The 24,543-nt window shown below is 54.3% G+C and carries 26 protein-coding genes; 13 read left to right on the top strand and 13 right to left on the bottom strand.

The window, feature by feature from the left end; translation table 11 throughout:
* Positions 1 to 51 precede the first annotated feature (51 nt).
* Together grxB and ACUW6V_RS09655 are read left to right on the top strand one after the other, a co-directional pair.
* Complete coding sequence (gene grxB / locus ACUW6V_RS09660; RefSeq protein ID WP_105539523.1) at positions 52 to 687, top strand: glutaredoxin 2; 636 nt, start codon at positions 52 to 54, stop codon at positions 685 to 687.
* A 58-nt stretch (positions 688 to 745) separates the two neighbouring features.
* Entirely contained in the window at positions 746 to 1,048 is a 303-nt protein-coding gene (locus tag ACUW6V_RS09655) for a putative quinol monooxygenase (RefSeq protein WP_004386042.1), read from the top strand.
* Positions 1,049 to 1,107: 59 nt separating this feature from the next.
* On the opposite strand, the gene ACUW6V_RS09650 is transcribed toward ACUW6V_RS09655, so the two are convergent.
* From ACUW6V_RS09650 to yqhD, 3 genes are all read right to left on the bottom strand, one after another.
* Positions 1,108 to 1,617 (bottom strand): DUF3828 domain-containing protein, encoded by a 510-nt coding sequence (locus tag ACUW6V_RS09650; RefSeq protein ID WP_004386043.1) that lies wholly within the window; start codon positions 1,615 to 1,617, stop codon positions 1,108 to 1,110.
* A gap of 76 nt (positions 1,618 to 1,693) precedes the next feature.
* Positions 1,694 to 2,521, bottom strand: coding sequence for a 2,5-didehydrogluconate reductase DkgA (dkgA, locus tag ACUW6V_RS09645; protein ID WP_007774512.1), 828 nt, complete (start codon positions 2,519 to 2,521; stop codon positions 1,694 to 1,696).
* 105 nt (positions 2,522 to 2,626) lie between these two features.
* On the bottom strand, positions 2,627 to 3,790 hold the full coding sequence (gene yqhD / locus ACUW6V_RS09640; protein ID WP_454038298.1) for an alcohol dehydrogenase: 1,164 nt from the start codon (positions 3,788 to 3,790) through the stop codon (positions 2,627 to 2,629).
* 190 nt (positions 3,791 to 3,980) lie between these two features.
* On the opposite strand from yqhD, the gene ACUW6V_RS09635 reads away from it, so the two are divergent.
* Positions 3,981 to 4,874, top strand: coding sequence for an AraC family transcriptional regulator (locus ACUW6V_RS09635; protein WP_007897793.1), 894 nt, complete (start codon positions 3,981 to 3,983; stop codon positions 4,872 to 4,874).
* A 28-nt stretch (positions 4,875 to 4,902) separates the two neighbouring features.
* Here ACUW6V_RS09635 and yghB read toward each other — a convergent pair whose 3' ends face one another.
* Together yghB and metC are read right to left on the bottom strand one after the other, a co-directional pair.
* Positions 4,903 to 5,556 (bottom strand): DedA family general envelope maintenance protein YghB, encoded by a 654-nt coding sequence (gene yghB / locus ACUW6V_RS09630; protein ID WP_007871022.1) that lies wholly within the window; start codon positions 5,554 to 5,556, stop codon positions 4,903 to 4,905.
* A 117-nt stretch (positions 5,557 to 5,673) separates the two neighbouring features.
* Entirely contained in the window at positions 5,674 to 6,861 is a 1,188-nt protein-coding gene (metC, locus tag ACUW6V_RS09625) for a cystathionine beta-lyase (protein WP_454038297.1), read from the bottom strand.
* Positions 6,862 to 7,110: 249 nt separating this feature from the next.
* Here metC and exbB point away from each other — a divergent pair, with 249 nt between their 5' ends.
* Both exbB and exbD read left to right on the top strand, forming a co-directional pair.
* Entirely contained in the window at positions 7,111 to 7,845 is a 735-nt protein-coding gene (gene exbB / locus ACUW6V_RS09620; protein ID WP_007774518.1) for a tol-pal system-associated acyl-CoA thioesterase, read from the top strand.
* Between the two features lie 4 nt (positions 7,846 to 7,849).
* Entirely contained in the window at positions 7,850 to 8,275 is a 426-nt protein-coding gene (gene exbD / locus ACUW6V_RS09615; protein ID WP_007701813.1) for a TonB system transport protein ExbD, read from the top strand.
* A 70-nt stretch (positions 8,276 to 8,345) separates the two neighbouring features.
* Here exbD and ACUW6V_RS09610 read toward each other — a convergent pair whose 3' ends face one another.
* Positions 8,346 to 9,242, bottom strand: a complete 897-nt coding sequence (locus ACUW6V_RS09610) for an SDR family oxidoreductase (protein ID WP_454038296.1) — start codon at positions 9,240 to 9,242, stop codon at positions 8,346 to 8,348.
* Between the two features lie 169 nt (positions 9,243 to 9,411).
* Here ACUW6V_RS09610 and fucR point away from each other — a divergent pair, with 169 nt between their 5' ends.
* A complete protein-coding gene (gene fucR / locus ACUW6V_RS09605; RefSeq protein WP_088276691.1) occupies positions 9,412 to 10,152 on the top strand; it encodes an L-fucose operon activator in 741 nt (246 codons plus the stop codon).
* On the opposite strand, the gene ACUW6V_RS09600 is transcribed toward fucR, so the two are convergent.
* Complete coding sequence (locus ACUW6V_RS09600; RefSeq protein WP_007852165.1) at positions 10,138 to 10,557, bottom strand: hypothetical protein; 420 nt, start codon at positions 10,555 to 10,557, stop codon at positions 10,138 to 10,140. The genes fucR and ACUW6V_RS09600 overlap by 15 nt on opposite strands.
* A gap of 5 nt (positions 10,558 to 10,562) precedes the next feature.
* Entirely contained in the window at positions 10,563 to 10,964 is a 402-nt protein-coding gene (locus ACUW6V_RS09595; protein ID WP_004384867.1) for a hypothetical protein, read from the bottom strand.
* A 105-nt stretch (positions 10,965 to 11,069) separates the two neighbouring features.
* Between ACUW6V_RS09595 and ACUW6V_RS09590 the strand changes: the two genes are divergently transcribed.
* The 3 genes from ACUW6V_RS09590 (at position 11,070) to ACUW6V_RS09580 (ending at position 13,437) form a co-directional block, all read left to right on the top strand.
* Entirely contained in the window at positions 11,070 to 11,570 is a 501-nt protein-coding gene (locus ACUW6V_RS09590; RefSeq protein ID WP_007774537.1) for an ESA_00282 family adhesion-associated protein, read from the top strand.
* Between the two features lie 75 nt (positions 11,571 to 11,645).
* Complete coding sequence (locus ACUW6V_RS09585; protein WP_004384868.1) at positions 11,646 to 12,143, top strand: TIGR00645 family protein; 498 nt, start codon at positions 11,646 to 11,648, stop codon at positions 12,141 to 12,143.
* Between the two features lie 163 nt (positions 12,144 to 12,306).
* Positions 12,307 to 13,437: a mechanosensitive ion channel family protein gene (locus tag ACUW6V_RS09580; protein WP_085046390.1), complete on the top strand. Its 1,131-nt coding sequence runs from the start codon at positions 12,307 to 12,309 to the stop codon at positions 13,435 to 13,437.
* Between the two features lie 72 nt (positions 13,438 to 13,509).
* On the opposite strand, the gene ACUW6V_RS09575 is transcribed toward ACUW6V_RS09580, so the two are convergent.
* The 4 genes from ACUW6V_RS09575 to ACUW6V_RS09560 form a co-directional block, all read right to left on the bottom strand.
* On the bottom strand, positions 13,510 to 14,889 hold the full coding sequence (locus tag ACUW6V_RS09575) for a carbohydrate porin (protein ID WP_069681686.1): 1,380 nt from the start codon (positions 14,887 to 14,889) through the stop codon (positions 13,510 to 13,512).
* 160 nt (positions 14,890 to 15,049) lie between these two features.
* Positions 15,050 to 15,355, bottom strand: coding sequence for a PTS lactose/cellobiose transporter subunit IIA (locus ACUW6V_RS09570; RefSeq protein ID WP_004384871.1), 306 nt, complete (start codon positions 15,353 to 15,355; stop codon positions 15,050 to 15,052).
* A gap of 135 nt (positions 15,356 to 15,490) precedes the next feature.
* The gene (locus tag ACUW6V_RS09565) at positions 15,491 to 16,816 is read right to left on the bottom strand and encodes a PTS cellobiose transporter subunit IIC (RefSeq protein WP_004384872.1); all 1,326 of its coding nucleotides are present in this window, start codon (positions 16,814 to 16,816) and stop codon (positions 15,491 to 15,493) included.
* Between the two features lie 16 nt (positions 16,817 to 16,832).
* Positions 16,833 to 17,147 (bottom strand): PTS sugar transporter subunit IIB, encoded by a 315-nt coding sequence (locus tag ACUW6V_RS09560; RefSeq protein ID WP_454038295.1) that lies wholly within the window; start codon positions 17,145 to 17,147, stop codon positions 16,833 to 16,835.
* A gap of 290 nt (positions 17,148 to 17,437) precedes the next feature.
* Between ACUW6V_RS09560 and ACUW6V_RS09555 the strand changes: the two genes are divergently transcribed.
* Positions 17,438 to 18,391 (top strand): LacI family DNA-binding transcriptional regulator, encoded by a 954-nt coding sequence (locus tag ACUW6V_RS09555; RefSeq protein WP_105606127.1) that lies wholly within the window; start codon positions 17,438 to 17,440, stop codon positions 18,389 to 18,391.
* A gap of 29 nt (positions 18,392 to 18,420) precedes the next feature.
* Here the strand turns inward: ACUW6V_RS09555 and ACUW6V_RS09550 are convergent, their stop codons facing one another.
* Complete coding sequence (locus ACUW6V_RS09550; RefSeq protein ID WP_454038294.1) at positions 18,421 to 19,041, bottom strand: DUF2238 domain-containing protein; 621 nt, start codon at positions 19,039 to 19,041, stop codon at positions 18,421 to 18,423.
* Between the two features lie 552 nt (positions 19,042 to 19,593).
* On the opposite strand from ACUW6V_RS09550, the gene ACUW6V_RS09545 reads away from it, so the two are divergent.
* From ACUW6V_RS09545 to ACUW6V_RS09535, 3 genes are read left to right on the top strand one after another with little or no spacing between them, the layout of a single operon-like run.
* Positions 19,594 to 21,885, top strand: coding sequence for a type VI secretion system Vgr family protein (locus ACUW6V_RS09545; protein ID WP_454038293.1), 2,292 nt, complete (start codon positions 19,594 to 19,596; stop codon positions 21,883 to 21,885).
* A 15-nt stretch (positions 21,886 to 21,900) separates the two neighbouring features.
* On the top strand, positions 21,901 to 23,919 hold the full coding sequence (locus tag ACUW6V_RS09540) for a DUF3289 family protein (protein ID WP_454038292.1): 2,019 nt from the start codon (positions 21,901 to 21,903) through the stop codon (positions 23,917 to 23,919).
* Between the two features lies 1 nt (position 23,920).
* Positions 23,921 to 24,412: a hypothetical protein gene (locus ACUW6V_RS09535; RefSeq protein ID WP_454038291.1), complete on the top strand. Its 492-nt coding sequence runs from the start codon at positions 23,921 to 23,923 to the stop codon at positions 24,410 to 24,412.
* The last annotated feature ends 131 nt before the right edge of the window (positions 24,413 to 24,543 follow it).

Raw genomic sequence — 24,543 nt, 5'->3', positions numbered from 1 at the left:
TTTTTTGCGAGCGATAACAAGATGGTCGCCGCGCCTTCCCTGGAGAATTGCATGAAGCTGCATATCTACGAGCACTGCCCGTTCTGCGTCCGCGCCCAGATGATTTTCGGCCTGAAAAAGCTGCCGGTTGAAGTGTGCGTCATTATGGAAGGCGATGCCGACACGCCGATCCGCATGGTCGGGCGCAAGGTGGTGCCGATTCTCGAAAAAGACGACGGCACGTATATGCCGGAGAGCATGGATATCGTGCGCTACGTAGATGGGCTTGCGCAGCCGCGCGTGGCCGACGCGCCGGTGGATGAGGCCATTAAACAGTGGTGCGAGTCGATATCGACCCCGCTGTTTAATCTGGCGATCCCGCGCTTTACCGAGGGCGATTTCGCCGAGCTGGCGACGCCACAGGCGCGTCACGCCTATACCACGCGTGAAGAGAAAGCGTTTGGCGATTTAGCCGCGCTGCGCGCGCAGACGCCAGCGCTGCTGGCGCAGGTAAATTCAGATCTGAACGCGCTGGAGCCGCTGGTGGCCGGGCGGCACGCCATCGACACCACCGATTTTATTCTCTTCCCGCTGCTGCGCTCGCTCACGATTGTCAAAGGCGCGGCGTTTGGCCCGCAGGTGAGCGCGTATATCGAGCGCGTGTCGGCGCAAACGGGAGTGGCGCTGTTAAGCGCCCAGGCGAAATAAACGCGACGGGCAGAAGGCGCGCCGCTTGTCCTGGTAAATATGATTGCAGGAGTACAACATGACCGTTCCGGTAGTAGCTATTTTCGTCAGTAAACCTGGCAAGGAAGAGACGCTTGAGCAGCTGTTTCGCGGCGTCATCGAAAAAACGCATGCCGAAGAGGGCTGTATCGTGTATCAGCTCAACCGCGACACGGAAAATCCGCGCCGTTTTGTCTGGACGGAAGAGTGGGAAAGCCGCGAACTGCTGCAAAAGCATTTACAGTCGGCGCACATCATTCATCTCTTCTCCGAGCTGCCGAAGTACATCGAAACGTCCAGCGTGATGATGCTGGATAAACTCGCGGGCGGGCCGGCGAAATAACGCGGCCGCAGACACAAAAACGGCTTGCCAGGGGCAAGCCGTTTTTTATTGCGGTGGACTCAGGGAGAGACGGTATCGTTGTTCGTGCTATCGGCGCGCAGCTGCTGGCCGCTCTCCTGCAACGATTTATAGAGGCTGCCGTTGCCGTTCATGATGTCGTCAATGCGCCAGCGGCCTTTCTCGTTAATCAACGCAAAGCTCTGGGTGGTGGCATCCGGTGAGCTGCGGAATGGGCGGAAGGTAATCGTGGCTTTGGCATGCGTGGCGTCGCTGTTAGTGACGTTTATCTTATCCACGGCCAGATCGTCCCAGTCCTGGCAATAGCAGATGGGATCGTAATCGAGAAAGCCGACTTCACCGCCGGAGAGACGGGTATCTTCTTCCACCAGGCTCAGCAGGCGATCGGAGAGGATCTGCTGCTCGCCTTTACTGGCAAAATCCACCGGTTCATTGCCTTTGGCATAGCTCTGGTAGAGCGATTTCAGAAATTGCGTGGGGGTCTGTGCGTCCCCCTGCGCCAGCGTGCTGGCGGAAAAAAACAGCATAACTAACGCTAAGCGGTGCTTCATCGGAACTGGTCCTCAAACGTCCGTAAACAGGCCTGCGTAGTATGCTGTTTTTTCTTTTTGCCGCCAACTGGCGCGATTACCCGCCGAATTGTTCTGGATCCGGGCCGAGGCGTTTGCCCTGGTCGAGCTTCGCGATTTCGCTGAGTTCGTCTTTATCCAGACGGAAATCCCAGACGTTAAAGTTTTCCGCGATGCGCGTCGGGGTGACGGATTTCGGGATAACGACCAGGCCGCTGTCGAGATGCCAGCGAATCACAATCTGCGCCGGGGTCTTGCCATATTTATCCGCCAGCTCGCGAATAATTTTCTGGTCAAATACGCCTTCGCCGCCCTGCGCCAGCGGGCTCCAGGATTCCGTCTGGATCTTGTGCGTGGCGTTCCAGGCGTGCAGCTGGCGCTGTTGCAGCAGCGGGTGCAGCTCAATCTGGTTAATCACCGGCGTCACGCCCGTTTCGTCGATGATGCGTTGCAGATGCTCAACGTTAAAGTTACACACGCCGATGCTCTTGATGAGTCCTTCCTGCTGCAGCTCAATCATGCCTTTCCAGGCCTCGACATAGCGGTCGATAGCCGGCACCGGCCAGTGCATCAGATAGAGATCCACATAGTCGAGTTGCAGCTTTTCAAGGCTCTCTTCCAGCGCCTCACGCGGACGCTTCTGGTCGTCGTTCCAGAGCTTGGTGGTGATGAATAACTCATCGCGCGCAACGCCCGCGCTTTTCAGCGCGTCGCCCACGCCTTGTTCATTCTTATAGGCCGCTGCGGTGTCGATGGAGCGGTAGCCCACCTCCAGCGCTTTGTGAATCGCGGTGACGACATCTTCGTTCGTCGCCTGCCATACGCCGAGGCCGAGCTGGGGCATCAGGTTGCCGTCATGCAGCTTAATTACGCCTGGATTTGCCATATTTCCTCCTTTTGAGCTAACACACCGGGGCAAGCTGCCCCGGCGCAAGTCAGTGAGTTAAGTCTGGTCGAAATAGCCAAAAACGAAAGTTTGCCGGCAAAAAGCTTAGCGGGCGGCTTCGTAAATGCGGCGGCTGACGTCGAGCGTAATATCGTTGTGCTCGCCAAGCGCGGTGAGACCGTGCTCTTCAAGCTTCGCCAGCAGCGCCGGAATAGAGCTGCCGTCCAGACCGTAATCGCTCAGGCGGGTTGGCGTGCCCATGGTTTCAAAGAAGCGGCGGGTGGCGGCAATCGCGGCGTCGATGCGCTCATCGTCGCTGCCTTCGGTGATATTCCAGACGCGCTCTGCGTATTGCAGCAGTTTGGCGCGCTTCTCATTGCGCTTCTCGTTCCAGAGTGCCGGCAGCACAACCGCCAGCGTCTGGGCGTGATCCAGGCCGTGCATCGCGGTCAGTTCATGGCCGAGCATATGCGTCGCCCAGTCCTGCGGCACGCCCGCGCCGATAAGGCCGTTCAGCGCCTGGGTCGCGGCCCACATCAGGTTGGCGCGCACGTCGTAATTTTCCGGCTCTTTCAGCGCTTTCGGGCCTTCTTCGATAAGCGTCAGCAGAATGCCTTCCGCGAAGCGGTCCTGAATTTTAGCGTTCACCGGATACGTGACGTACTGCTCGACGGTGTGAACAAAAGCGTCCACCACGCCGTTCGCCACCTGGCGCGGCGGCAGGGTGTAGGTGTAAACCGGGTCGAGAATGGCGAAGCGCGGCTGAACATGCGCAGAGTGGAACGCCTGTTTGTCACCGGTAGCGCGGCGTGAAACCACCGCGCCTTTGTTGGATTCTGAGCCGGTTGCTGGCAGCGTCAGGACAGAGCCCATCGGGATGGCGCTGGTGATTTCGCTACCGCCGGTTTCCAGGATATGCCACGGATCGCGCGAGGACGGATAGTGCGCGGCGGCCGCGATGAATTTCGTACCATCAAGAACAGAACCGCCGCCGACGGCGAGTAAAAATGTCACTTTTTCTTTACGCACCAGTTCAACGGCGTTCATCAGTGTCTCGTAAGACGGGTTGGGTTCGATACCGCCGAACTCCAGCACGTCGAGGCCGTTCAGTGCGCTGTAGACCTGATCGAGCACGCCGGTTTTTTTGACGCTGCCGCCGCCGTAAGTCACCAGCACGCGGCTGTCTGCCGGAATGAACGCGCGCAGTTCGCTGATGGCACCTTTACCAAAGGCGATATGGGTCGGGTTATGGAGGTTAAAGTTGTTCATCGAAAACTCCTTCTGAAATAAACGTCATGCATCAGGCATGAACCATTGACGTCTATTCTCGGCGCGGTGACGCACAGCCTCAATGCTCATTCCTGCCTTTCTCTTGCCCATTTCTCTTTACCTCTGGAGGAAATCGGATTTTTTGCGCACACTGAACGCCGGTTGAAAGGGCTGTCTGGAGTCGCTGTTAATGAATCGCGATGCAATATGTCGGAATATCACAGAAGAAATTAAGCGCTTAAAAGAGAAAGAAAAAACGCTGACTTTTTTGCCGCCGGAGATACGCCTGCTCTACGGCACGACGCCCGGCGCGCGCACGCCGGTAATTTATCAGCCTGGCATCATATTTCTCTTTTCCGGCCATAAAACGGGTTATCTCAACGATAAAGTTTTCCGTTACGATCCGCGTGAATATCTGCTGCTGACGGTGCCGCTGCCGTTTGAGTGCGAAACCTTCGCCACAGCGGAAGAACCGCTCGCGGGCATCCGCATTAATATTGATGTGCTCCAGCTTCAGGCGCTGGTGATGGAGATTGGCGAGGATGATCATTTCCGGCCCGCGCCGTGCTCGTGCGGGATTAATTCCGGCGTACTGACCGATGACATTCTCTGCGCCGTCGAGCGGTTGCTGGAAGTGTTAGAGCAGCCGCTGGATGCGCGCATTCTTGGCAAACAGATCGTGCGTGAAATTCTCTACCACGTGCTGAAAGGGCCGGGCGGCGGGGCGCTGATGGCGCTGGTAAGCCGCCAGACGCATTTCAGCCTGATAAGCCGCGCGATAAGGCGCATCGAAACCCGCTACGCCGAAAGCCTGACGGTCGAGCAACTGGCGGCGGAAGCCAACATGAGCGTCTCGGCGTTTCACCATAATTTCAAAGCGGTGACCAGCACCTCGCCGCTGCAATACCTGAAAACCTGGCGGTTGCAGAAAGCACGGCTGCTGATGGCGCATAACGGCATGAAGGCCAGCGCAGCGGCGATGCAGGTGGGGTATGAGAGCGCGTCGCAGTTCAGCCGTGAATTTAAACGCTATTTCGGGGTGACGCCGGGAGAGGATGCCGCGCGCCTGCGCGCGCTGTCGTGAGCGGAGCCTGCGCTCCGCCCGGAAAGACTTACTGCGTTTTTTTCTTTAATACGACCAGCAACGCGCCAAGCAGGCCGATGACCAGCAGCGCGATGGGCAGGATCATCAGGAAGGTCATCACCTGATCTTCATGGCGTTTCACAAACGGGATCATGCTGAGCGCATAGCCAAAGCCGGTCACCACGCCGACCCAAATCACGGCGCTCAGCCAGTTGAAGATCTGGAAGCGACGGTTAGAGAGCCCGGAGATGCCTGCCATCGTCGGCAACAGTGTGCGCACAAACGCCAGGAAACGGCCGGTCAGCAGCGCCAGCAGGCCGTGGCGATCGAACATGCAGGTGGCGCGGTGATGGTATTTCGCCGGTAGCTGCGCGAGCCAGCCGCGCACGACGCGGGTATTGCCAAGCCATCTTCCCTGGACATAGCTCAGCCAGCAGCCGAGGCTGGCAGCACTCGTGAGGATCACAAGCGTCGGCACAAAATCCATGACGCCCTGCGCTATCATCGCGCCCGCCAGCAGCAGCAGGCTATCGCCCGGCAGAAACGACGCCGGCAGCAGACCATTTTCTAAAAACAGCGTGGCAAACATCACACACCAGACCACGCCGACAATGTGCGGGTCCGCCAGCGCGGCAAAATCGTGATGCCAGAGCGCAGCGATAATATCCTGGATAACAGCCATGGGAGATCCTGTGGAACAGCGGAATTGCCTTATTGTACCTCTAAATGGGCCGTTACATCTGCACTACAGGTTCAACAAACCCTCTCTTTTCCTGGGATAACGCGGTTTTTTTTCACTTCAGGCGATACGACGGAAGGCCGCGTCGAGATCGGCGATTAAATCTTCAACGTTTTCGAGCCCGATATGCAGACGCACCAGCGTGCCGGTGAAGTCCACGCCGCCCGCCGGACGGATCGCTGCAAGCTCTTCCGGCTGGTTGGCGAGGATCAGCGACTCATAGCCGCCCCACGAATAGGCCATGCTGAAATGCGCGAAATTATCGAGATAATGCGCGAGCTCTTCATCGCTAAGGCGTTTGTCGAGAATAAAAGAGAAGAGGCCGCTGGCCCCGCTGAAATCGCGCTTCCAGAATTCATGGCCTTTGCTGCCCGGCAGCGCCGGGTGATTGACGCGCGCCACCTGTGGGTGCGCCGCCAGCCATTGCGCCACGCGCAGACCGCTTTCATGATGCTGACGCAGGCGCACCGCCAGCGTACGCAGGCCGCGGCTGGTGACATACGCGGAATCGGCGTCCGCCATCTGGCCCATCAGATAAGCGTTCTCGCGAAGCGTGTCCCAGCAGCGGGCGTTGGCAACCGCGGTGCCTATCATCGCGTCCGAATGCCCCACCAGATATTTGGTGCCTGCCTGAATCGAGATATCGACGCCGAAATCGAGCGCCTTAAAAAGAATGCCCGCCGACCAGGTGTTGTCCATCATTATTATGGCATCCGGCGCGACGCGGCGTACCGCCGCGACAATCGCGGGCACGTCGTGAACTTCCATCGTGATGGAGCCGGGCGATTCCAGAAACACCACTTTGGTGTTCGGCTGAAGGTGCTTTGCAATGCCATCGCCCGCCAGCGGGTCGAACCAGGTGGTAGTGACGCCGAATTTCGTGAGAATTTTGGTGCAGAAATCCTGGGTCGGCTCATACGCGCTGTTGGTCACCAGCACATGATCGCCCTGTTCGACAAACGCCAGAATCGTGTTGGCGACCGCCGCCGCGCCGCACGGAAACAGCGCGCAACCCGCGCCGCCTTCCAGCTCGCACATCGCCTCCTGAAGCGAAAAATGCGTCAGCGTGCCGCGTCGCCCGTAAAACAGTTCGCCCTGTGCGCGCCCGGCGGTGGCCTGCTTTTTCGCGGCCACGCTGTCAAACACCAGCGATGAGGCACGCTGAATCACGCTGTTTACCGAGCCTTGCGTGTAACGTTTTGCGCGCCCGGCCTGCACCAGCGCCGTCTCAATGTGTTTGTCGGTCATGGCTTTCCCCTGTCTGAACGTCTGGATGTCTAAATCTACGTTACCACGGAAAATCGCCATCGCCTCGCGCTGTTTTTATTCTGGCGTCCAAGATGAAAAAACGTCATCTGAACGCCTTTCCTGTCTGAGCGCAAAGAAAAAAATTTCGCGCTGGCACACCATGCAAATACTAATGAGAACTACTATCAATTCGATGTCATTTTGATATCATTGTGAGCAGTTTTGTGACTTTCGTCCTGGAGATGCACAGTGGGAAATAATTTGATGCAGACGGATCTTTCCGTCTGGGGCATGTATCAGCATGCCGACATCGTGGTGAAAATCGTCATGATTGGCCTCATTCTGGCGTCCGTCGTGACCTGGGCGATTTTCTTCAGTAAAAGCGTTGAGCTGTCTGGCCACAAACGCCGCCTTAAGCGCGAACAGCAGGAGCTGGCCGGTGCCCGCACGCTGGACGACGCGCGTGAAATGGCCGAACGTTTCGGCCCGAAAAGCCTGAGCGCGCGCCTTATTGAAGAAGCGCAGAATGAGCGTGAACTCTCGGCGGGCAGCGAAGATAACGAAGGTATTAAAGAGCGCACCGGCTTTCGCCTTGAGCGCCGCGTGGCGGCGGCAGGGCGTCACATGGGGCGCGGCAACGGTTATCTCGCGACCATCGGCGCGATTTCGCCGTTTGTGGGTCTGTTCGGCACCGTGTGGGGCATCATGAACAGCTTTATCGGCATCGCGCAGTCGCAAACCACCAACCTCGCGGTCGTAGCACCGGGTATCGCCGAAGCGCTGCTCGCGACGGCCATCGGTCTTGTCGCCGCTATCCCGGCGGTGGTTATCTATAACATCTTCGCGCGCACTATCGGCAGCTATAAAGCCACGCTTGGCGATGTGGCAGCCCAGGTACTGCTGCTGCAAAGCCGCGATCTGGATCTCGAGGCGAGCGCCCAGGCGCAGCCGGTGCGTACCGCTCAGAAACTGCGTTTAGGTTAATCCTATGGCGATGCGTTTTAACGAAAATCTCGATGATAACGGCGAAATGCACGAAATTAACGTCACGCCGTTTATCGACGTGATGCTGGTGCTGCTGATTATCTTTATGGTGGCGGCACCGCTTGCGACGGTCGATGTGAAGGTGAACCTGCCGGCGGCGTCCAGCCAGCCGCAGCCGCGCCCGGAAAAACCGGTCTATCTGTCGGTGAAGGCGGATAAAACGATGTTTATCGGCAACGATCCGGTGACGCGGGATTCGATGATTAGCGCGCTCGACGCCCAGACCGGCGGCAAGAAAGACACCACGATTTTCTTCCGCGCGGATAAAACCGTCGACTACGAAACCATGATGAACGTGATGGACACGCTGCATCAGGCGGGCTATCTGAAAATCGGCCTGGTCGGACAGGAAGTGACGAAAGCGAAGTAACGCTTACGCCTTCAGCCAAAGAAAAAGCGCGGCATAAGCCGCGCTTTTTTATTATCCCATCTGAAAGAGATTAACTCAGGTGCTCGCCGCCGGTGACACCGTGAACCTCGGCAGTGACATAGCTCGATTCCTGGCTTGCCAGATAGACATAAATCGGCGCCAGTTCTGCCGGCTGGCCTGCGCGTTTAAGCGGCGTCTGCTGGCCGAACTGCGGGATTTTCTCCTGCGGCTGACCACCGCAGATTTGCAGCGGCGTCCAGATAGGGCCTGGGGCCACGATATTCACGCGAATGCCTTTTTCCGCTACCTGTTTGGCAAGCCCGCGGCTGTAGTTGAGGATAGCGGCCTTCGTGGACGCGTAATCCAGCAGGTGCGGGCTTGGCTGATACGCCTGAATGGATGACGTGGTGATAATGCTGGCACCCGGTTTCAGGTGCGGCAGCGCCTCCTGGGTTATCCAGAACAGCGCGAACACGTTAGTCGCATAGGTTTTCTGGAACTGCTCGCTGGTGAGATTCGCGATATCCTCAACGGCGGTCTGCTTACCGGCCACCAGCGCCAGAATATCCAGCCCGCCCAGCTCTTTAATGGCGCGATGCACCAGATCGCGGGCGAATTTCTCGTCGGTCAGATCGCCTGGGATCAGCACCGCTTTGCGGCCCGCCTCTTCAATCAGCGCCTTGACCTCTTCGGCGTCCTGCTGCTCCTCCGGGAGGTAGTTCAGCACCACGTCCGCGCCTTCTCGCGCGTAAGCAATGGCGGCAGCGCGACCAATACCGGAATCGCCCCCTGTCACCAGTGTCTTACGATCCTGAAGGCGACCACTTCCCTTGTAGCTTTTCTCACCGCAGTCCGGCACCGGCTCCATTTTGGCCTGAATGCCCGGCGCAGGCTGTTTCTGCTTTGGATATTCCCCGGTGAAGTACTGGGTCGTCGGGTCCTGGATCTTGTTCTGGTCGTTCGCCATAAGTTCCTCCTCGTTATCAAAGCGTCCTCTAAGGGTAGTGCCTCATGCTGCACTGTCGAAAATTATCAGGATTTTCTGTATTTCCGGCGCGGCCCGGTTCTCCTTTTCGCGCGTCTGCTGCAATAATGAACAGCGTGCAATCCAGGCCATTCACCGTCGGAGCAGCAGGATGAAAAATGAGCGTCAGCAGAAGATTATCAGGCTCTTGTGGGCGCACGAGGCGCTGAGCACCCAGGCGCTGGCGCACCGCCTTGCTGTAAGTCAGGAGACCATCCGGCGCGATCTGAGCGAGCTGCAGCGCGCCGGGAAAATTCTGCGCAGCCACGGGCGGGCACGGGCGCTGCGCCGCGATATGCCAGGCCATGACGATCCGTTCCAGGCGCGCCTGAAAAGCCACCATGCGCATAAGATGGATATCGCGCGTAATGCGCTAAACTGGCTGGACGCCGGGATGGTGGTGGCGCTCGACGCCAGCACCACCTGCTGGTATCTGGCGCGGCAGTTGCCGGATATCCCGCTCACCATTTTCACCAACAGCGTGCGGGTAGGGCAGGAGGTCGCCAGACGCGAGCAGATAACGCTTATCAGCACCGGCGGCATTCTGCATCGTCAGGCTGCCTGTTATGAAAACCCGTCGCTGCCTGCGTTATTGAAGCATATCGATATCGATCTGTTTCTTTTCTCATGCCAGGGGATTGATGAAGCGGGCACCATCTGGGACGCGCGCTCGTGGAACGCGGAGTACAAAACGCTGCTGCTGCGCCGGGCGGCGCAATCGCTGCTGTTGATAGACCGAAGCAAGCGTAATCGTACCGGGGATGTGCAAATCGGAACGCTGGATCAGGTGACGGAGGTAATAACGCAGGAGGAAAACGGCGGACAGAACGCGGGCGCGCTACTTGTCGGGTGAGGCGACGGGCGGTTCGGGAAGCGGCGTGACGGAAGAAGTCTGGCAGTTACCCTCGGCGAGCCTGCGGCTTAACATCAGCGTTTCGGCTTCCTGCGCTTTAATCTGCTGATAATTTTCTTCAATCGCCGTCAGGATTTGCGCGCGCAGCTGCGGATAACGCTTCATGATCTCTTCAAGTACAGCGCCATAAACCTCTTCTTTCACCAGAAACGGATAGATTTCGCGGCGATTTTGCCATTTCAGTTGAACCAGGGCAGCCGGGATCGTCAGCACGGCCCGGGTATAACCGGCAATGGCTTCATTTTTTTCATTAATCAGCGCCTGCAAATTCTGACTTAAGATAAATTTCTGTTCTTCTTGCTTATCTAAAGTGAAATATTGGTGGCTGGAGGTTATTTCCGTCACGCCAGTTAATCCTCGAACTTATAAAAAACGGGGGCGTCTTTTTCCTGGGTAATGAGATTAAGCCAAATTTTATTACCCGCTTCATTTATCTGCGCGGTTTTCGTGGCGATCAGTTCAGCCAATTCTTCAGCGCTAATAGCATTATCTTCGACCAGTTTATTCAGGACTTTAGTGTAAGCCTCAATTTTAACCACACTGAGCAGGCGTGCTTTAATATGGCGGTCGCGTTCTTCCAGCAGTACGTTGCCGCTCTGGCCCGCCAGAGATTTGCCGCTCAATATGTCCGTTTCATATTCTTCGAGCTTTGGCTTTCCCTGAGTTAAATTTTCGCTATTTTGTTCGCCGGAGGGGTGGTTGTCGGGTGTGGGAATACGATAACGCGCCGGCACAAGATTGTCGGGCAACATTGATGTTATTTCCTTTTATATCAGAAGGATAAAGAAATACGCCGGATGGTTTTCGTTGACAATAACATGCCGGAAAATTAAAATCAAAAAAAACGGAGCCTGCGCATGAACAGTATTTTTTATTCTGTCATTACCTTGCTGCTGCTTTTAAGCGGCGTGCTTTTTTTTATGAAAGAAAATGGTGCCAATAAACCAGACAACGCTTCTGGCGCAGATCCCATCCCGCCGCGTAACAAAGAAGAGGGCGAGGACCATTTCTCCGCGCTCCTTAACGCAATTACGCCATTGTGGTACTGGCGCGTTAATCATGAATATATCGATTTTACGAACGCCACCATTAAAAAAATGACATTTGAAGAACTGAACGCCACGCCGGGTTTATTTGAGGCGCAGCGCCGTTGCAGTAATCTTAATTCAGCCGTTTATAAATATTACGATAATTTAAAAAAACGCTGTCTGAACGGTGAGTTAGTCACTTTCTCTGATATCGAAGTGCTCAACCTGCGCCACTGCTTCCATGAATTCAGCCAGGAAGCCTATCCGCAACTGGTGGCGATTGTCTGGCCCGAGTTCCAGCGCCCGCAGGTCGATATCACCCAGGTCTGATCCCTTCCGTCTGTTGTCAGACCGTCACCTCTGTGCGTTATACTGAAAGCCATTCTGGCTATTTTTCAGGACGCTATGGAACGCTTTATCGAAAACGCAATGTACGCCTCACGCTGGCTGCTGGCCCCGGTTTATTTCGGGCTTTCTCTGGCGCTGCTGGCGCTGACCGTCAAATTCTTCCAGGAAATTATTCACGTTCTGCCGAACATTCTGACGATTGCTGAGGCGGATCTGATCCTGCTGTTACTGTCGCTGGTAGACATGACGCTGGTGGGCGGATTGCTGGTCATGGTGATGTTTTCCGGCTATGAAAACTTCGTCTCCCAGCTTGATATTCATGAAGGTAAGGAAAAACTGAGCTGGCTGGGGAAAATGGACGCCAGCTCGTTGAAAAATAAAGTGGCGGCGTCGATCGTCGCCATCTCCTCTATTCACCTGCTGCGTGTCTTTATGGATGCGAAGAACGTGCCGGATAATAAACTGATGTGGTATGTCATTATCCACCTGACATTTGTGCTGTCGGCGTTTGTGATGGGGTATCTGGATAAAATCTCCCGCTCAAAAGGGTATTAAGCCGTTACGGCGTGAAGCCCCGCTCTGTTAATTTCTGCATTAAGCCCCTTCTGATGAAGGGGCTTTTTTTATGCTCGAAGACAGCCTAACCCTATGAAAAGAGCCCTCTTAGCGATGGTCTATACTCAGGTTTCACTTTAGGGCTACCGACCAGGGAGGAAGAATGGATTACATTCTGCACACCAATTTTTTGCGCCTGATGACATCATTAACGTTCTGGGGAAATGTCTTGCTGGTGCTGGCGATAACCCTCGTCACTTACTGGGTCGTCAGTAAAATTCTCGCGATACTGCACAAGCGCATCGCGCGCTGGGCGGAGGAACATAATAACGGCTCAGCGTATAAGGTCTTTCTCGACGTATTAAGAAAGACGCGACGCATTTTGATCCTCTTCGCCGCCTTTCTTTTCAGTTTGCAGTTTGTCAGCCTGCCTGACCGGATACACAGTACAATTTCCCACGCCTGGTTCCTGGTGCTGGCGTTGCAAATCGCGCTCTGGTTCGATCAGGCGGTGCAGTCGTGGCTGCACCATTCGCTAATGCGCCCTGGCACGCATCGTAATCCGGTGACGATGGTTATTCTGGGGCTGATAATCCGCGCGCTGATCTGGGCGGTGATGCTACTGTCGATTCTTGCTAACGCCGGGGTCAATATCACCGCGCTGGTGGCGAGCCTCGGCGTCGGCGGTATCGCTATTGCGCTGGCGGTGCAGACGGTGCTGAGCGATGTGTTCGCCTCGCTCTCGATTGGCTTTGACAAACCCTTTGAAATTGGCGATTTCATCGTCTTTAACGATGTCTCCGGTACCATCGAACATATCGGCCTGAAAACCACGCGTATCCGCAGCTTAAGCGGCGAGCAGATTGTCTGCGCGAACGCCATTCTGCTTCAGCAAACCATTCACAACTACAAACGCATGCAGACGCGCCGTATCGTATTCACCTTTGGCGTCTCGCTCGCCACGCCGCCGGAGAAGCTGCGCCAGATTGGCCCGATGGTGAAATCCATTATCGAGCAGAGCGGCGATACCCGTTTCGACCGCGCGCACTTCGCCACTTTTGATCAGGATCGCCTGACCTACGAAGTGGTGCACATCATTAATACGGCGGATTACAACCAGTACATGGACCTGCAGCAGGAGATCAACCTGCGCATTATGGAAGGGCTTCAGGAGCTGGGTGTGCGCCTTGCGCTGCCAAGCCGTGTGATTATCCAGCCTGATGTGCCGGAAGAAGAAAAGCCGCAGGAGGCGGCTGAAGAGGGCCGAAACCCACCCGCAGCAAGCCCGGCGTAACGCGCGATAAACAGAAAAACCCGCCCCGGTGCGCCGGCGGCGGGTTTTTTTGTGTACGTTATCCCTGCCTGATTACCACCAGGCTTCCCACATCGCGCCGATATTCAGCGAATCGAGCGTGGTGTCGTCGGTATTATTGACGCGGGCGGTGCGTTTGTTATCCACTTCGCCGCCGGTCACGTAGAAGCGCAGCATCGGGCGGAATTCCGGGCCCATCGCGATAGACATGTTCTGCGAGAGCGTCACTTTCCAGCCGCTGTTATCGCCGCCTTCCTGGTAATCAACGCGCTGCCAGCCCGCTTCAAGCCAGGTCGAGTGGACGTCGTTCCAGAAATACATCGGACGCACGATGGCGTTATAGTTGCGACGGTTATCGCGATCGTCACGGTCATTGTCGTAATCGTGGAACGCCAGCAGATACTCCACCTGCGCCTGCTGCGTGAATCTGTGCAGCCCTTCGAAGCTCGCGTATACCGTGGTCAGATCGTCGGTTTTGTTATACACGCTGTTGTCTGAATTATCGGAGTAGCGGGCGATGAGCTTATTCACGCCGCTGTCGTTGGTGTGGCTCAGCACCACGCCGCCCTGCCAGGCTTTCAGGCGCTCATCGCGATCGACCGCTTTTGAGTCAAAGCCGTAGTTGGCGTACAGCTCCAGATCGAGCGGGCCGACTTTCATGCCGTGGATTTTCGATGTCGCCGCGTAGTTGCCTTTATCACCGGTGCCGGAGCCGCCAGTACAGGTGATGCGCGACGGGTTCGCTTCGTCTTCCATCACTTCCGGGCTACAGGATTCCACGGCGGCTACCACCGCCACATCAAACTGAACGCCGCCCAGATCGAAGTTCTTCACCCCGGCACCCTGGCCGTCGTGGTTCATCCAGAAGTAGTCGTTGATACCCTGTTGCGGACGCTGGTGGAAATCGCGGCCGGCCCAGAAATAGGCGTTCGGGTTCGATTCCAGCAGATTGGTCACGCCCGCGTAGGCTTTTTTCAGGTTCACTTCGTCGCCCCAGTGGTCAAACATCACGTTGACATCCCAGATTGCGCCGTTGCCGCCTTTAAAGGCCTTCGAGAGCTGGAATTCGCCGCCGTTGCCTTCGTTGCCGAGACGGCCAATCGCGGAGGCGCCGTTATAGGAGCCGTCAACCGCGACATATTTCTGATCGCCGCTCTGGTAATGCGCGCCATAACGGGCGTAACCGGTAAACTTCACGCCGAACGGAATCGCCAGATCCGGCGTCTGGGCGGGGCTTTGCGGCTCGGTGACCACATCGGCTTTTTTGTTCATGGCGGCGTCGATTTTCTCCTGACGCTCGGCCAGCGCTTTATCCACCGCTTTCGCCACCATGGCGTCAATCTGTTCCTGGGTATATTCCTGAGCGAGCACGGATACCGGGCAAAGGGCGGCGATAACCGCCAGGGCTAATGGAAGTTTTTTTAACGTAGTCATAATTATCTCTTTATCGTCACTATTATTAAGACAACAGCTCTCCCTTCTGGCGGGCCAGAATTAATGCGCTATCATCGGGAAAGCGTATTTACGTTGTTTCGGGTACAGCGGTTTATTTATCGCCCACAGAAGATCTTCTGCCGCGAATAAAATAATTTATTTACTGACGCTGATATAAATGAATCAGCTCTTCAGAAAATTCGCGCGCCAGCAGGGAATTCATTAAATGATCCTGCGCGTGAACCATAATTAAGGTCATCGGCTGGCGGCCTTCGCCCGCGTCCTGCTCAATCAGCTTCGTCTGCATCTTATGCGCCTGACGGGCGTAGCCGTCGGCTTCGCGCAGCAGATGTTGCGCCTCGCTGAAATTGCCCGCCCGCGCGGCGTGCAGCGCTTCAAAGCAGAGGCTGCGCGACTGCCCCGCATTGACGATGATTTCCATTACCGCTTCTTCCAGTGCAATCATTCTTTGTTACTCTTCATTGATGAAAGGGAATAAAAAGGCGTAACGCTCCCCGCATAGCGAAATACCGCCACGCGTTTAATGCCTGTTATTTCCGGTGTCGTTATTTGAGCCGCGCCGTCCCTGGCGCGACGGGAATTATCCTGTCACGGTTTGCGCCTGTGGGGCCGCGTTACGCGCTTTCAGCTCTTCGGTCTTAATAAGTGAGCGTTCATAGGCGCGCAGGAACGGCAGATAAATCAGCGCTGACATCACCATGCAGATAAGGCACATCACCACCGGGGCCAGCGCCCAGTTGGCGGCCCAGGAAGCGCCGATGGGCGCAGGCGTCGTCCAGGGCGTGAGCGACACCACCTGTTCAATCAGCCCCAGTCGTGTGGCGGTCCAGGCGAGTACGGCGTTGACCAGCGGCACGCAGACGAACGGGATAAACAGAATGGGGTTCATGATGATCGGCGCGCCGAACAGAATCGGTTCGTTGATATTAAAAAAGCTCGGTACGATGCCCATTTTGCCGATGGTGCGCAGGTGCGTCGCCCGGCTTTTAAGCAGTAAAAATGCCAGCGGCAGGGTGCAGCCGACGCCGCCGATCAACAGGTAGTGATCCCAGAAGCCTTGCAGATAAGTGTGCGGCAGCGCGGCCCCGGCGGCCAGCGCCGCCTGGTTGGCGGAGAGGTTCGCCATCCAGAACGGGTTCATAATGCCGGTGACGATAAGCGAGCCGTGAATGCCCGCGAACCAGAAAATCTGGCACAGCAGCACGGAGAGCAGTACGGCGGGCAGGGAGTCCGACGCGGAAACCAGCGGCTCCAGCAGATGCATAATCGCCTGCGGCATGATCATGCCGGTTTGCGCTTCGATAAACAGGTTCAGCGGATGCAGCGTTCCCATCACCGCGATAACCGGAATGAGAATTTCAAACGAGCGCGCCACGCCGGTCGGCACCTCTTTCGGCAGGCGGATGGTCACCTTGTGCTCCTTGAGCCACGCGTAGACGCGGGTGGAGTAAATCGCCGTAATCAGCGCCGTGAAAATGCCCTGGCCTGAGAGATACTGCGTGGAGATTTTGCCGTCGGCGTAGGGGGCGGCCACCAGCAGGAACGCCATAAACGCCAGCAGACCCGCCATGACGGGATCGAGCTGGAACTGACGCCCGAGGCTCGCGCCGACGCCAACGGAGATAAAAAAGGTCATCACGCCCATGCTGAGATTAAACGGCAGCATTAGCTGTTCGCGGTACGTCTGCGAGAAATCGAGCCAGGCGCGGGCAAAGCCGACCGTGGTATCGGCAGAGAACGGCGGGAAGATAAACACCAGCATAAACGAGCCGATAATCATGAACGGCAGCGCCGCAGTGAAGCCGTCACGAATGGCGATAACATATTTCTGCTGGCCGAGTTTCCCGGCGAGCGGCGTAATCGTCTGTTCAATAACGGCAACCATCGACTGATATAAAGAACTCATGGGCGAGATCCTGTTTCTAATGCGCGGCTTCAATAAGCGAGAGCGCGTAATCCAGCACTTTGTCGCCACGCTGCATTCCGTAATCCATCATGTCGATGGCCTGAACAGGAATGCCGTGAGCGGCAGCCTTTTGCGACAGCGTCGGTAACATATACTTCACCTGCGGCCCGAGCAGCACCACCTGATACTTTGGAAACTGCGCATCAAATTCGGCAACGCCCCAGGCTTCAATCTGTACGGGAAGATTCCGTTCCCCTGCCGCGTCAACCATCTTTCTCACCAGCAGACTGGTGGACATCCCCGCAGAGCAACACAGCATAATCTTGTACATGGCCTCATCCTTAAATGTAAAAACTTATTGCGGAGATGATTGGATAGGATATGGAAACCGATTTCCATTTATAAAAAAGAGAAGTGTGAAACCCGTCATGATCTCCGCTTTATCGCGAGAATTAATTGGATTTGTGTCACAGCTTTTCGGGCGAAATGCGTACCACGGACACGAAACGGAAAATCGGTTTCCATGATTTCGGGAAACGGATATACTTCAGGCGGTTATCATCTGAACGATTTTTGATGAAGATTTGATGCAGAAAGCCAGGTTTCTGCCAGGGGAAAAAGATGTCAACAATCAACGACGTATCGCGTCTGGCCGGGGTCTCAAAAGCCACGGTGTCACGGGTGCTGAGCGGGTCGCGTGGCGTGAAGGAAGCCAGCCGTCAGGCGGTGCTGAAAGCCGTCGATGAACTCAATTACCGGCCAAACGTTATCGCGCAGTCGCTGTTAAGCCAGAGCACCGGCTGCATCGGCGTTATCTGCGCGCAGGAGAATATTAACCAGACCACGGGCTACCTCTACGCGCTGGAAAAACAGCTCAGCCAGCATCAAAAACACCTGCTGCTGCGCTTTGCTAACAGCAAGCATGGAGTGATGAACGCGCTGGACGAACTTACCAGCGGCCTGTGCGATGATGTGCTGATTATCGGCGCGCGGTTTCCATTAAACATCACTCAGGAAAATGTGATCCTCGTGGACTGCATGGAGAGCGAAAACGCCCCCAGTCTGCATTACGATCACGCGTTCGCCGTGGAAACCGCCTGTAACTATCTGATTCGGCAGAACCGCCGCCAGATAGCCCTGATTTACCCGCAGGGCAACGGCTTCGCCGATCAGGTGCTGCTTGGCTATAAGCTGGCGCTGGAGCGCAACTTCCTGCCGTTTAACCGTAACCTGGTGTTTATGGACGCCACTTCCTCCTCGGTGGCGTTACAGGAGCTGCTCAACAACGCGACAACGCTTAACTTCAACGCGCTGCTGGTGGCGGATGACCAGGAGGCGCAGCGGGTTATTCCGCAGCTTCAGGCGTTTAATAAATCGGTGCCGGACGACATTATGGTCTTCAGCCTTGCGGGTACGCTGCAAATGCCCGGCGTGCCGACCATTCCGGCCATTGAATACTCAATGGATGTGATGGCCGCGCGGATTGTGGGCTGGCTGAATGAGAAGACGCAGGATGTGCTGGGCAGCGGCGTGCTGCGCGGCGATCTCTTCCTGCCGGAGATGCGCAAGCGCTAAATGCATCAGGCCGCCTGCGGGCGGCTTTTTTATTCGCGCATTACGCGTTTAAGCTGGCGGTTGTGGCCGCGCGCCAGCGCAAACACCGAGATAAACGCGCCGAGGAGCGCGCAGAGCATATCCGCCTGCGTATCCCACTCGTCGCCTTGCGTGCCGAGAAAATCATCCGCGTCTTTGCCGAGCGCCAGCGCCACCCACCACTCAATCAGCTCGTAAAAGGCGCTGATAGCAAGCGTCACGCAGCAGAACAGGAACGCGAGCATTTTCGCGCCGAGCCGGTAGCCGCCGCGCGCCAGCACTTCCCGCGCGGAAAGCGACACCACTAAACCCTGCAACACATGGCCGAACCGGTCATACGGGTTGCGCGCCATCCCGAGCAACTCCTGCACCATAAACCCGACAGGCACCCGCGCGTAGGAATACATCCCGCCGACGATAAGCGACACGCAGCCGGTGAAAATCAACGCATAGAGCAGCGGCGTGAGCGGGTAGCGCTTCGCGGTGGCCCACAGCACCGGCACCACGATAAACACCGGCAGCACTTCCATCAGCCAGGTAAGCCGTCGTTCGGTGGTCAGCGCGGTGAGAAGAAGCAGCAGCGCCAGCAGCAATGTGCCGATGGGTAGATACAGCGAGCGGGAGAGCGGCATCAGCGATCCTTCACTTGAGTAAAAGTTACTGTTTAGCGCAAAAGAGGGGGATTGCAAGGAGAGAAACAATGGGAGCGATGAGGTCTGGTAGCCATCAACTTTATCCAGAACGCAGATAATTCGATGGCAAAGCCGCTACTGGCGTAACGCTTTAAGTGCAAATTAAAAGCTCCTGTCTCCAGGGCTCATTTCCCCGATGCGTTACCAGGGCGTGCGCTTTATAAAGGGATGTATCAGATATCATCTCTTTTCTTTAATCTCTCATCAGAAGCACAAATAATGGTCCGGAAAAGTAAATGCATAAATAATATGAATAAGGCTAGGCTTCATATAACAAATAATGAATGAAATAAAAGACCACTGTCGTGTTTATCAATGCGTTACTGGATTACTATACTCAAACGCATTTAGCGACACGTTCAAATAAACTCGTTGTAATAACGCGGCGATAATTTCGATAACTTGTTTTTGGCAGATAATTAAAAGAGAATAATCACTTCATTAAAGTGCTTTTGAAATAAAAGCATTATTATTACAGGGATACGTAAGTGAATGAAACATACAGCAATCACCGGTAATATTTCTTTATCGCGTTATCACCTGGATATTAACGACTGCCCTGTAAACCCCGATGTGCTGATATTCAGAGGACGGGAGGCGCTAAGTGAGCCTTTTTCGTGGCGAATTGAATTTACCACGCCGCACACCGTTCAGCGCGAGGATATCCTGATGAAGTATGCCCGTTTTGATATGAATGGGCTGAAAACTATTTATGGTGTTATTACCCGTTTTGAGTGGCTGTCAACAAACGCTGACCAGTCTCATTATGCGGTCACGCTGGAATCTCGTCTCGCTTTGCTCTCCCGTACCCGTCGCTGCGCCATTTTCCAGAACCAGTCGGTGCCTGAAGTTGTAGAGCAGGTGCTGCGCGCGCATGGCCTGGAGGGGCCGGATTTTGAGTTTCGGCTTTCCCGCGAATACCCGTACCGCGACATCATCACCCAGTGGCGGGAAACCGATCTTGAATTTATCCAGCGGATTCTGGCCGAAGTGGGCATCTGGTTTCGCTTTGCGATGAACGACGCGACAGAACTTGATGTGGTGGTTTTTGGCGACACGCAACTTCAGTATGAATTCAATATCCGGTTGCCCTACCGGGAGCCGTCCGGGTTGTCGGCGGAGGAAAGCGTCTGGGGCGTGCGTAGCTGGCACACCGTCGTATCAGGGCGGACTTATTTGAACCGTTATAACTACCGTAACGCCACGTCGCCCATGCAGGCGCAGGTTGCTGTGCGCAGTGAGGCAGTGACGACAGGCGAGCATTACCGCTATGGCGACATCTATCAGGAAGAGGGGGACGAGCACGATCCTGAACCCGCGACGGAGAGCGGCGCCTTTTATGCGCGCATTGATCATGAGCGTGAACTGAACAAATCAGTCCGCCTGCATCTTTTCAGCAACGCGCCCCATCTGGCGCCCGGCCAGGTGCTGGAACCCCAGGGTGATATCATCACCGCGCTGAAAAATGGTGTGTTAATGACCCTGCTGACGTACAGGGGCGCACGTGACTCCCGCCTGCATGTTTCAGTGTGGGGACAGCCATACACCGAGCGCTACTGCTTTCGCCCGGATTGCCCGCCGCGCCCTGAAATTCACGGAACCCTGCCCGCCCGTGTGGAAAGCCGCGAGAAACACGATATCTACGCCCATCTTGATGAGTACGGCCGTTACCGGGTCAGGCTTGATGTTGATCGCAACGACAGCGAGCCGGGTTTTGGCTACGTGTGGTTGAGAATGGCGAAGCCTTATACCGCCGAGGACGCAGGCTGGCATATGCCGCTTATTGATGGCACAGAAGTCGCGATCGCCTGGCGTCATGGCGATATCGATCAGCCCTACATCGCCCATGCGCTGCATGATTCTGAACATGCTGATGTGGTGAATCGCGACAACCGTAGCCAGAACATTCTGCGTACCGCGGGCGACAACGAGTTACGCATGGAAGACCGGCGCGGCGAAGAGCATATCGCGCTGACCACGCCTTATGGCGCGTCACAGCTAAATGAGGGGCAGGTCGCTGACGCGCAGGGAAAATCGCGTGGCGCGGGCTTTGAACTGCGCACCGATGAGTATGGCGTCATTCGCGTGGCGAAAGGGCTGTTCATCACCGCTGAAGGGCAGGCCAGAGCCGCAGGCGAAGTGCTGGACATGGAAACGGCCCTGAAAGAGATCGCGCTTTGTCTGCAACAGATTGAAGAGCTTAGCCGCGTCGCAGAGCAGGCGCAGGCATTACAGGCGGATACCGCCAGCCAGACCGCCATGTTTAACGAGCGCCTCAGGCCGCTCAACCAGATCATTCATGCTCATGGCCCGCAAGGCGTGGCGTTCACCAGCGGTGAGCATATGCAGCTTGCCGCCGCGAAAAACGTGGCCATCAATGCCGGGGGCGATATCAGTGTCGGCGTGATGGGGAATATGACAGCGCTGGCGGGTGACAAATTCGGCCTGTTTGCCCACACCGGTCCGCTGAGCCTGAAATCCGGCGAGGGGCCAGTCGGGATGCAGGCGCAGAACGGCAGGATGAGTCTGGCGGCACAGAAGAAGCTGACAATGACCTCCACCCGCGATATTTCCTTTGCCGGCAAGAAGCGCATCACGCTTATCGGCGGTGGCAGCTACCTGAAAATAGAACAAGGGAAAATCGAATATGGCACGACCGGAGTGTATCTGCGCAAGGTGCCGCGAACGTATGTAGGGGCGGCGGCTGCAATGGCTGTTGATTTGCCTTCATACAATAGTTTTGAAGAAATGCCTGCGGCACTCAACGTATTTTTATTTTCATAAGCAAGGAGCTCGCTAATGCATATTTCACCGCCAATTTTATTTCCCCGTAAGGATGATGAAGATTATGCCTCCTGGGTTATGCGTACTATGCCTGTCGACCCGGCTCGGGGTTTTCCTGTAAATGGCGTTGAGTCATGGCATGGCGGAATTCACATCCCTCATACTGATTCAGGTGTGTTCGCTAACCCGCTGAGAGCTGTTGCTGATGGTGTGGTTGTCTGGGCAAGCTATCCGGCTTCACCAGAAAAACGAGGTACGAAACCTCTCAACTATGAGGGTGCAACGGATAACGGTTGTGTGCTTATCCGCCATGAAATGCTGATTGGTGAAATTCCGGAAACCTGCGTGTTTTATTCACTCACAATGCATATGAAGCAGGTGCGCCCGGAAATTCTGAGCAAGTCTGGTATTAACGTCAGACGGGGGCAGATCATTGGTACTACAGGTATGGTTGGTGGACGCAACGCTTACCATTTTCAGATGTGCTGCTCTGCTGAAATGTTGAAGATAATTTGTGGTCGTGATCGCGGGTATCTGGATATTAGTGCTTCGGGTAGAGCTAAATCTCGCTACGGTAATCGCTACTTTTATTTTCCTGCGGGAACGCCCGTATATAATGGAAACTCGCCTTATGAGTTATCACTTTTCCCATTTTGTCACACTTCTATAGAGCTCTATATTGTCCATGAAGGAACGAAAACACGCACGATGCGTAAGGTTGATGGAAGTTACGATTTGGTGGGAGAAACGGCGATAGCTGTAGACTATATTTGCGAGCCCACACCGGTCGTCAGGGGACATCAAATATACAGTGAGTGGGTTAAGGTGATTTACCCTGGTGGCGAGGGATGGGTAGATGTATCCTCACCTAAAATTAAGACCTGGACAGATGCTGATTTTCCGGACTGGGCCGGATGGATTCTTGTAGACGATGATTTAACCCCAGACAGCCAATGCAATTCAAAAATAGTAAAAAAAGCACGGGAGAAACGGTGTGCGGATTTCACCCGGTCTATTTGTAAATTTCCCCTGGAGTGGGACTTTTCATCATTTGATGCACGATTTTCATGGCTAAAAAAACCTAATGCTTCGTTGTCTGAACCCATGAATGATAAGAGTTACACGGCCCTGAAGGAATATGTGAAGGCGTTATCGTTTTTTGAAAAACTGCCAGCAAGTATTCAGAGCGAGTTAACTGGCCAGGTCTGGCATTTCGATCCCCGAGGCCTGATTATCCAACTACAGAAAGCAGAACGCCGGCTCATCTATTCAAGTGCTAATAGTATTAAGCATAAAAAAATGAATGATTTCACTGTTGATGATATGCGTCACGGAGATTTAAACAAAGAGCAGATCCTGGAGCAGGGAAAGGTAAACAAGATTAATATTTATGGCAAGGAACTTAAGAAGAGTTTCTTTAATTTTGACAAGACATTGGAAGAGCATTTCGCCACAATGGACAATATGGCCGAATGGACTGCCTGGGGGGAATATTCTCCGTTAATTAGAATTATGCTGGATAAATTTAAAAGGAACGAAGGTGGTATATTGAGGCATGAGCTTCTTAATAAAGCCTTTTTAGAGCATAAAACCACGAAGATGTGCGTTGAAGAAATTAAAAGGCTGATCAGTCAAAGATTAAATGAAAATAATTTCAAGCCATTATCTATGTTGGATCTGGAGAATTTAAGTAACGACATAGGAAGCCGGATAAAGCTACCAAAGTTTGATGATTATGATTGGGTTAATGGACTCGGTATCGCTATTCATGATACATATTCAACAAACATATATATCGATGAGCTTGATGTTTTTGATGCTAATGTTGGTATGCCAAATCGCGTAACTTTTAAAGCACGTCTGTCATTTTGTATCCAGGATCATTTTGGGCTGGATACAGCAGATATGAATGGTAAAGGGTTTGAAGTTATCCCCTGGTTTTGCTCATGGTTTATTTTGCAACGTTATCAGCACTATGATTTCAAGCCGTTTATTAATGAGGCGAATTTTAGTGTTTGGATTGAGGGAGACTAACATGAGAAAATTAAAGTTGATATCTTTTTTGATACTAACATGCGCCTTTTATGTGTTTTATATTTTTTACCTAAGGCAGGGGGAAATAAACAGCATCTACCAGCAAACTCAATATAATGATATCTGGGGGAAAACTTGTAAGTCCACGGTTGTCGTCGTTGATAATGCGCCTTTGTCGAGAGTTTCTTTGAAAAAAATGTGGTTTCGTTTTAGTGAGGGTATTATGAGAAACTGGAAACCTCTTGATAATGACTGTGACAGTATACTTGTCATAGATAATAAGTTGTCAACACCCTATGATCAAAGTGAGTTAGGTTATTGGATGGGGGATGATTATTATTGCTTAAATGGTAAATTAAGTAATGGCCTATGTTTACCTAAAGAGAGCCAAATTTTTGTTATCCAGCTCAGGACATCTACGGAGGATGATGAGAAGGTAGGAATTATTGGTAATAAAGCTGTTTATATTCATTTTATCAACTATGGTGGCTAAAGTTTATATTAATATGTAAGAATTTCATCTAAATAAAAATAAAAAAATACTGGTTGAGATATTTCCTTTGCCGGCAAGAAGCGCATCACGCTTATCGGCGGCGGCAGCTACCTGAAAATAGAACAAGGGAA

The organism is Cronobacter sp. 153480017-3, assembly GCF_053627815.1.
The sequence above is the reverse complement of the archived record's forward strand: the minus strand, read 5'-3'. Positions and strand labels throughout refer to the sequence as shown.

Coding starts and splice junctions, on each gene's coding strand:
- ACUW6V_RS09580 (WP_085046390.1), top strand. CDS start 12,307: ATGGATTACATTCTGCACACCAATTTTTTGCGCCTGATGACATCATTA.
- yghB (WP_007871022.1), bottom strand. CDS start 5,556: ATGGCTGTTATCCAGGATATTATCGCTGCGCTCTGGCATCACGATTTT.
- ACUW6V_RS09650 (WP_004386043.1), bottom strand. CDS start 1,617: ATGAAGCACCGCTTAGCGTTAGTTATGCTGTTTTTTTCCGCCAGCACG.
- exbD (WP_007701813.1), top strand. CDS start 7,850: ATGGCGATGCGTTTTAACGAAAATCTCGATGATAACGGCGAAATGCAC.
- metC (WP_454038297.1), bottom strand. CDS start 6,861: ATGACCGACAAACACATTGAGACGGCGCTGGTGCAGGCCGGGCGCGCA.
- ACUW6V_RS09585 (WP_004384868.1), top strand. CDS start 11,646: ATGGAACGCTTTATCGAAAACGCAATGTACGCCTCACGCTGGCTGCTG.
- yqhD (WP_454038298.1), bottom strand. CDS start 3,790: ATGAACAACTTTAACCTCCATAACCCGACCCATATCGCCTTTGGTAAA.
- ACUW6V_RS09535 (WP_454038291.1), top strand. CDS start 23,921: ATGAGAAAATTAAAGTTGATATCTTTTTTGATACTAACATGCGCCTTT.
- ACUW6V_RS09545 (WP_454038293.1), top strand. CDS start 19,594: ATGAAACATACAGCAATCACCGGTAATATTTCTTTATCGCGTTATCAC.
- ACUW6V_RS09540 (WP_454038292.1), top strand. CDS start 21,901: ATGCATATTTCACCGCCAATTTTATTTCCCCGTAAGGATGATGAAGAT.
- dkgA (WP_007774512.1), bottom strand. CDS start 2,521: ATGGCAAATCCAGGCGTAATTAAGCTGCATGACGGCAACCTGATGCCC.
- ACUW6V_RS09595 (WP_004384867.1), bottom strand. CDS start 10,964: ATGTTGCCCGACAATCTTGTGCCGGCGCGTTATCGTATTCCCACACCC.
- ACUW6V_RS09565 (WP_004384872.1), bottom strand. CDS start 16,816: ATGAGTTCTTTATATCAGTCGATGGTTGCCGTTATTGAACAGACGATT.
- ACUW6V_RS09610 (WP_454038296.1), bottom strand. CDS start 9,242: ATGGCGAACGACCAGAACAAGATCCAGGACCCGACGACCCAGTACTTC.
- ACUW6V_RS09555 (WP_105606127.1), top strand. CDS start 17,438: ATGTCAACAATCAACGACGTATCGCGTCTGGCCGGGGTCTCAAAAGCC.
- grxB (WP_105539523.1), top strand. CDS start 52: ATGAAGCTGCATATCTACGAGCACTGCCCGTTCTGCGTCCGCGCCCAG.
- ACUW6V_RS09560 (WP_454038295.1), bottom strand. CDS start 17,147: ATGTACAAGATTATGCTGTGTTGCTCTGCGGGGATGTCCACCAGTCTG.
- ACUW6V_RS09635 (WP_007897793.1), top strand. CDS start 3,981: ATGAATCGCGATGCAATATGTCGGAATATCACAGAAGAAATTAAGCGC.
- ACUW6V_RS09570 (WP_004384871.1), bottom strand. CDS start 15,355: ATGATTGCACTGGAAGAAGCGGTAATGGAAATCATCGTCAATGCGGGG.
- ACUW6V_RS09655 (WP_004386042.1), top strand. CDS start 746: ATGACCGTTCCGGTAGTAGCTATTTTCGTCAGTAAACCTGGCAAGGAA.
- ACUW6V_RS09575 (WP_069681686.1), bottom strand. CDS start 14,889: ATGACTACGTTAAAAAAACTTCCATTAGCCCTGGCGGTTATCGCCGCC.
- ACUW6V_RS09550 (WP_454038294.1), bottom strand. CDS start 19,041: ATGCCGCTCTCCCGCTCGCTGTATCTACCCATCGGCACATTGCTGCTG.
- ACUW6V_RS09590 (WP_007774537.1), top strand. CDS start 11,070: ATGAACAGTATTTTTTATTCTGTCATTACCTTGCTGCTGCTTTTAAGC.
- fucR (WP_088276691.1), top strand. CDS start 9,412: ATGAAAAATGAGCGTCAGCAGAAGATTATCAGGCTCTTGTGGGCGCAC.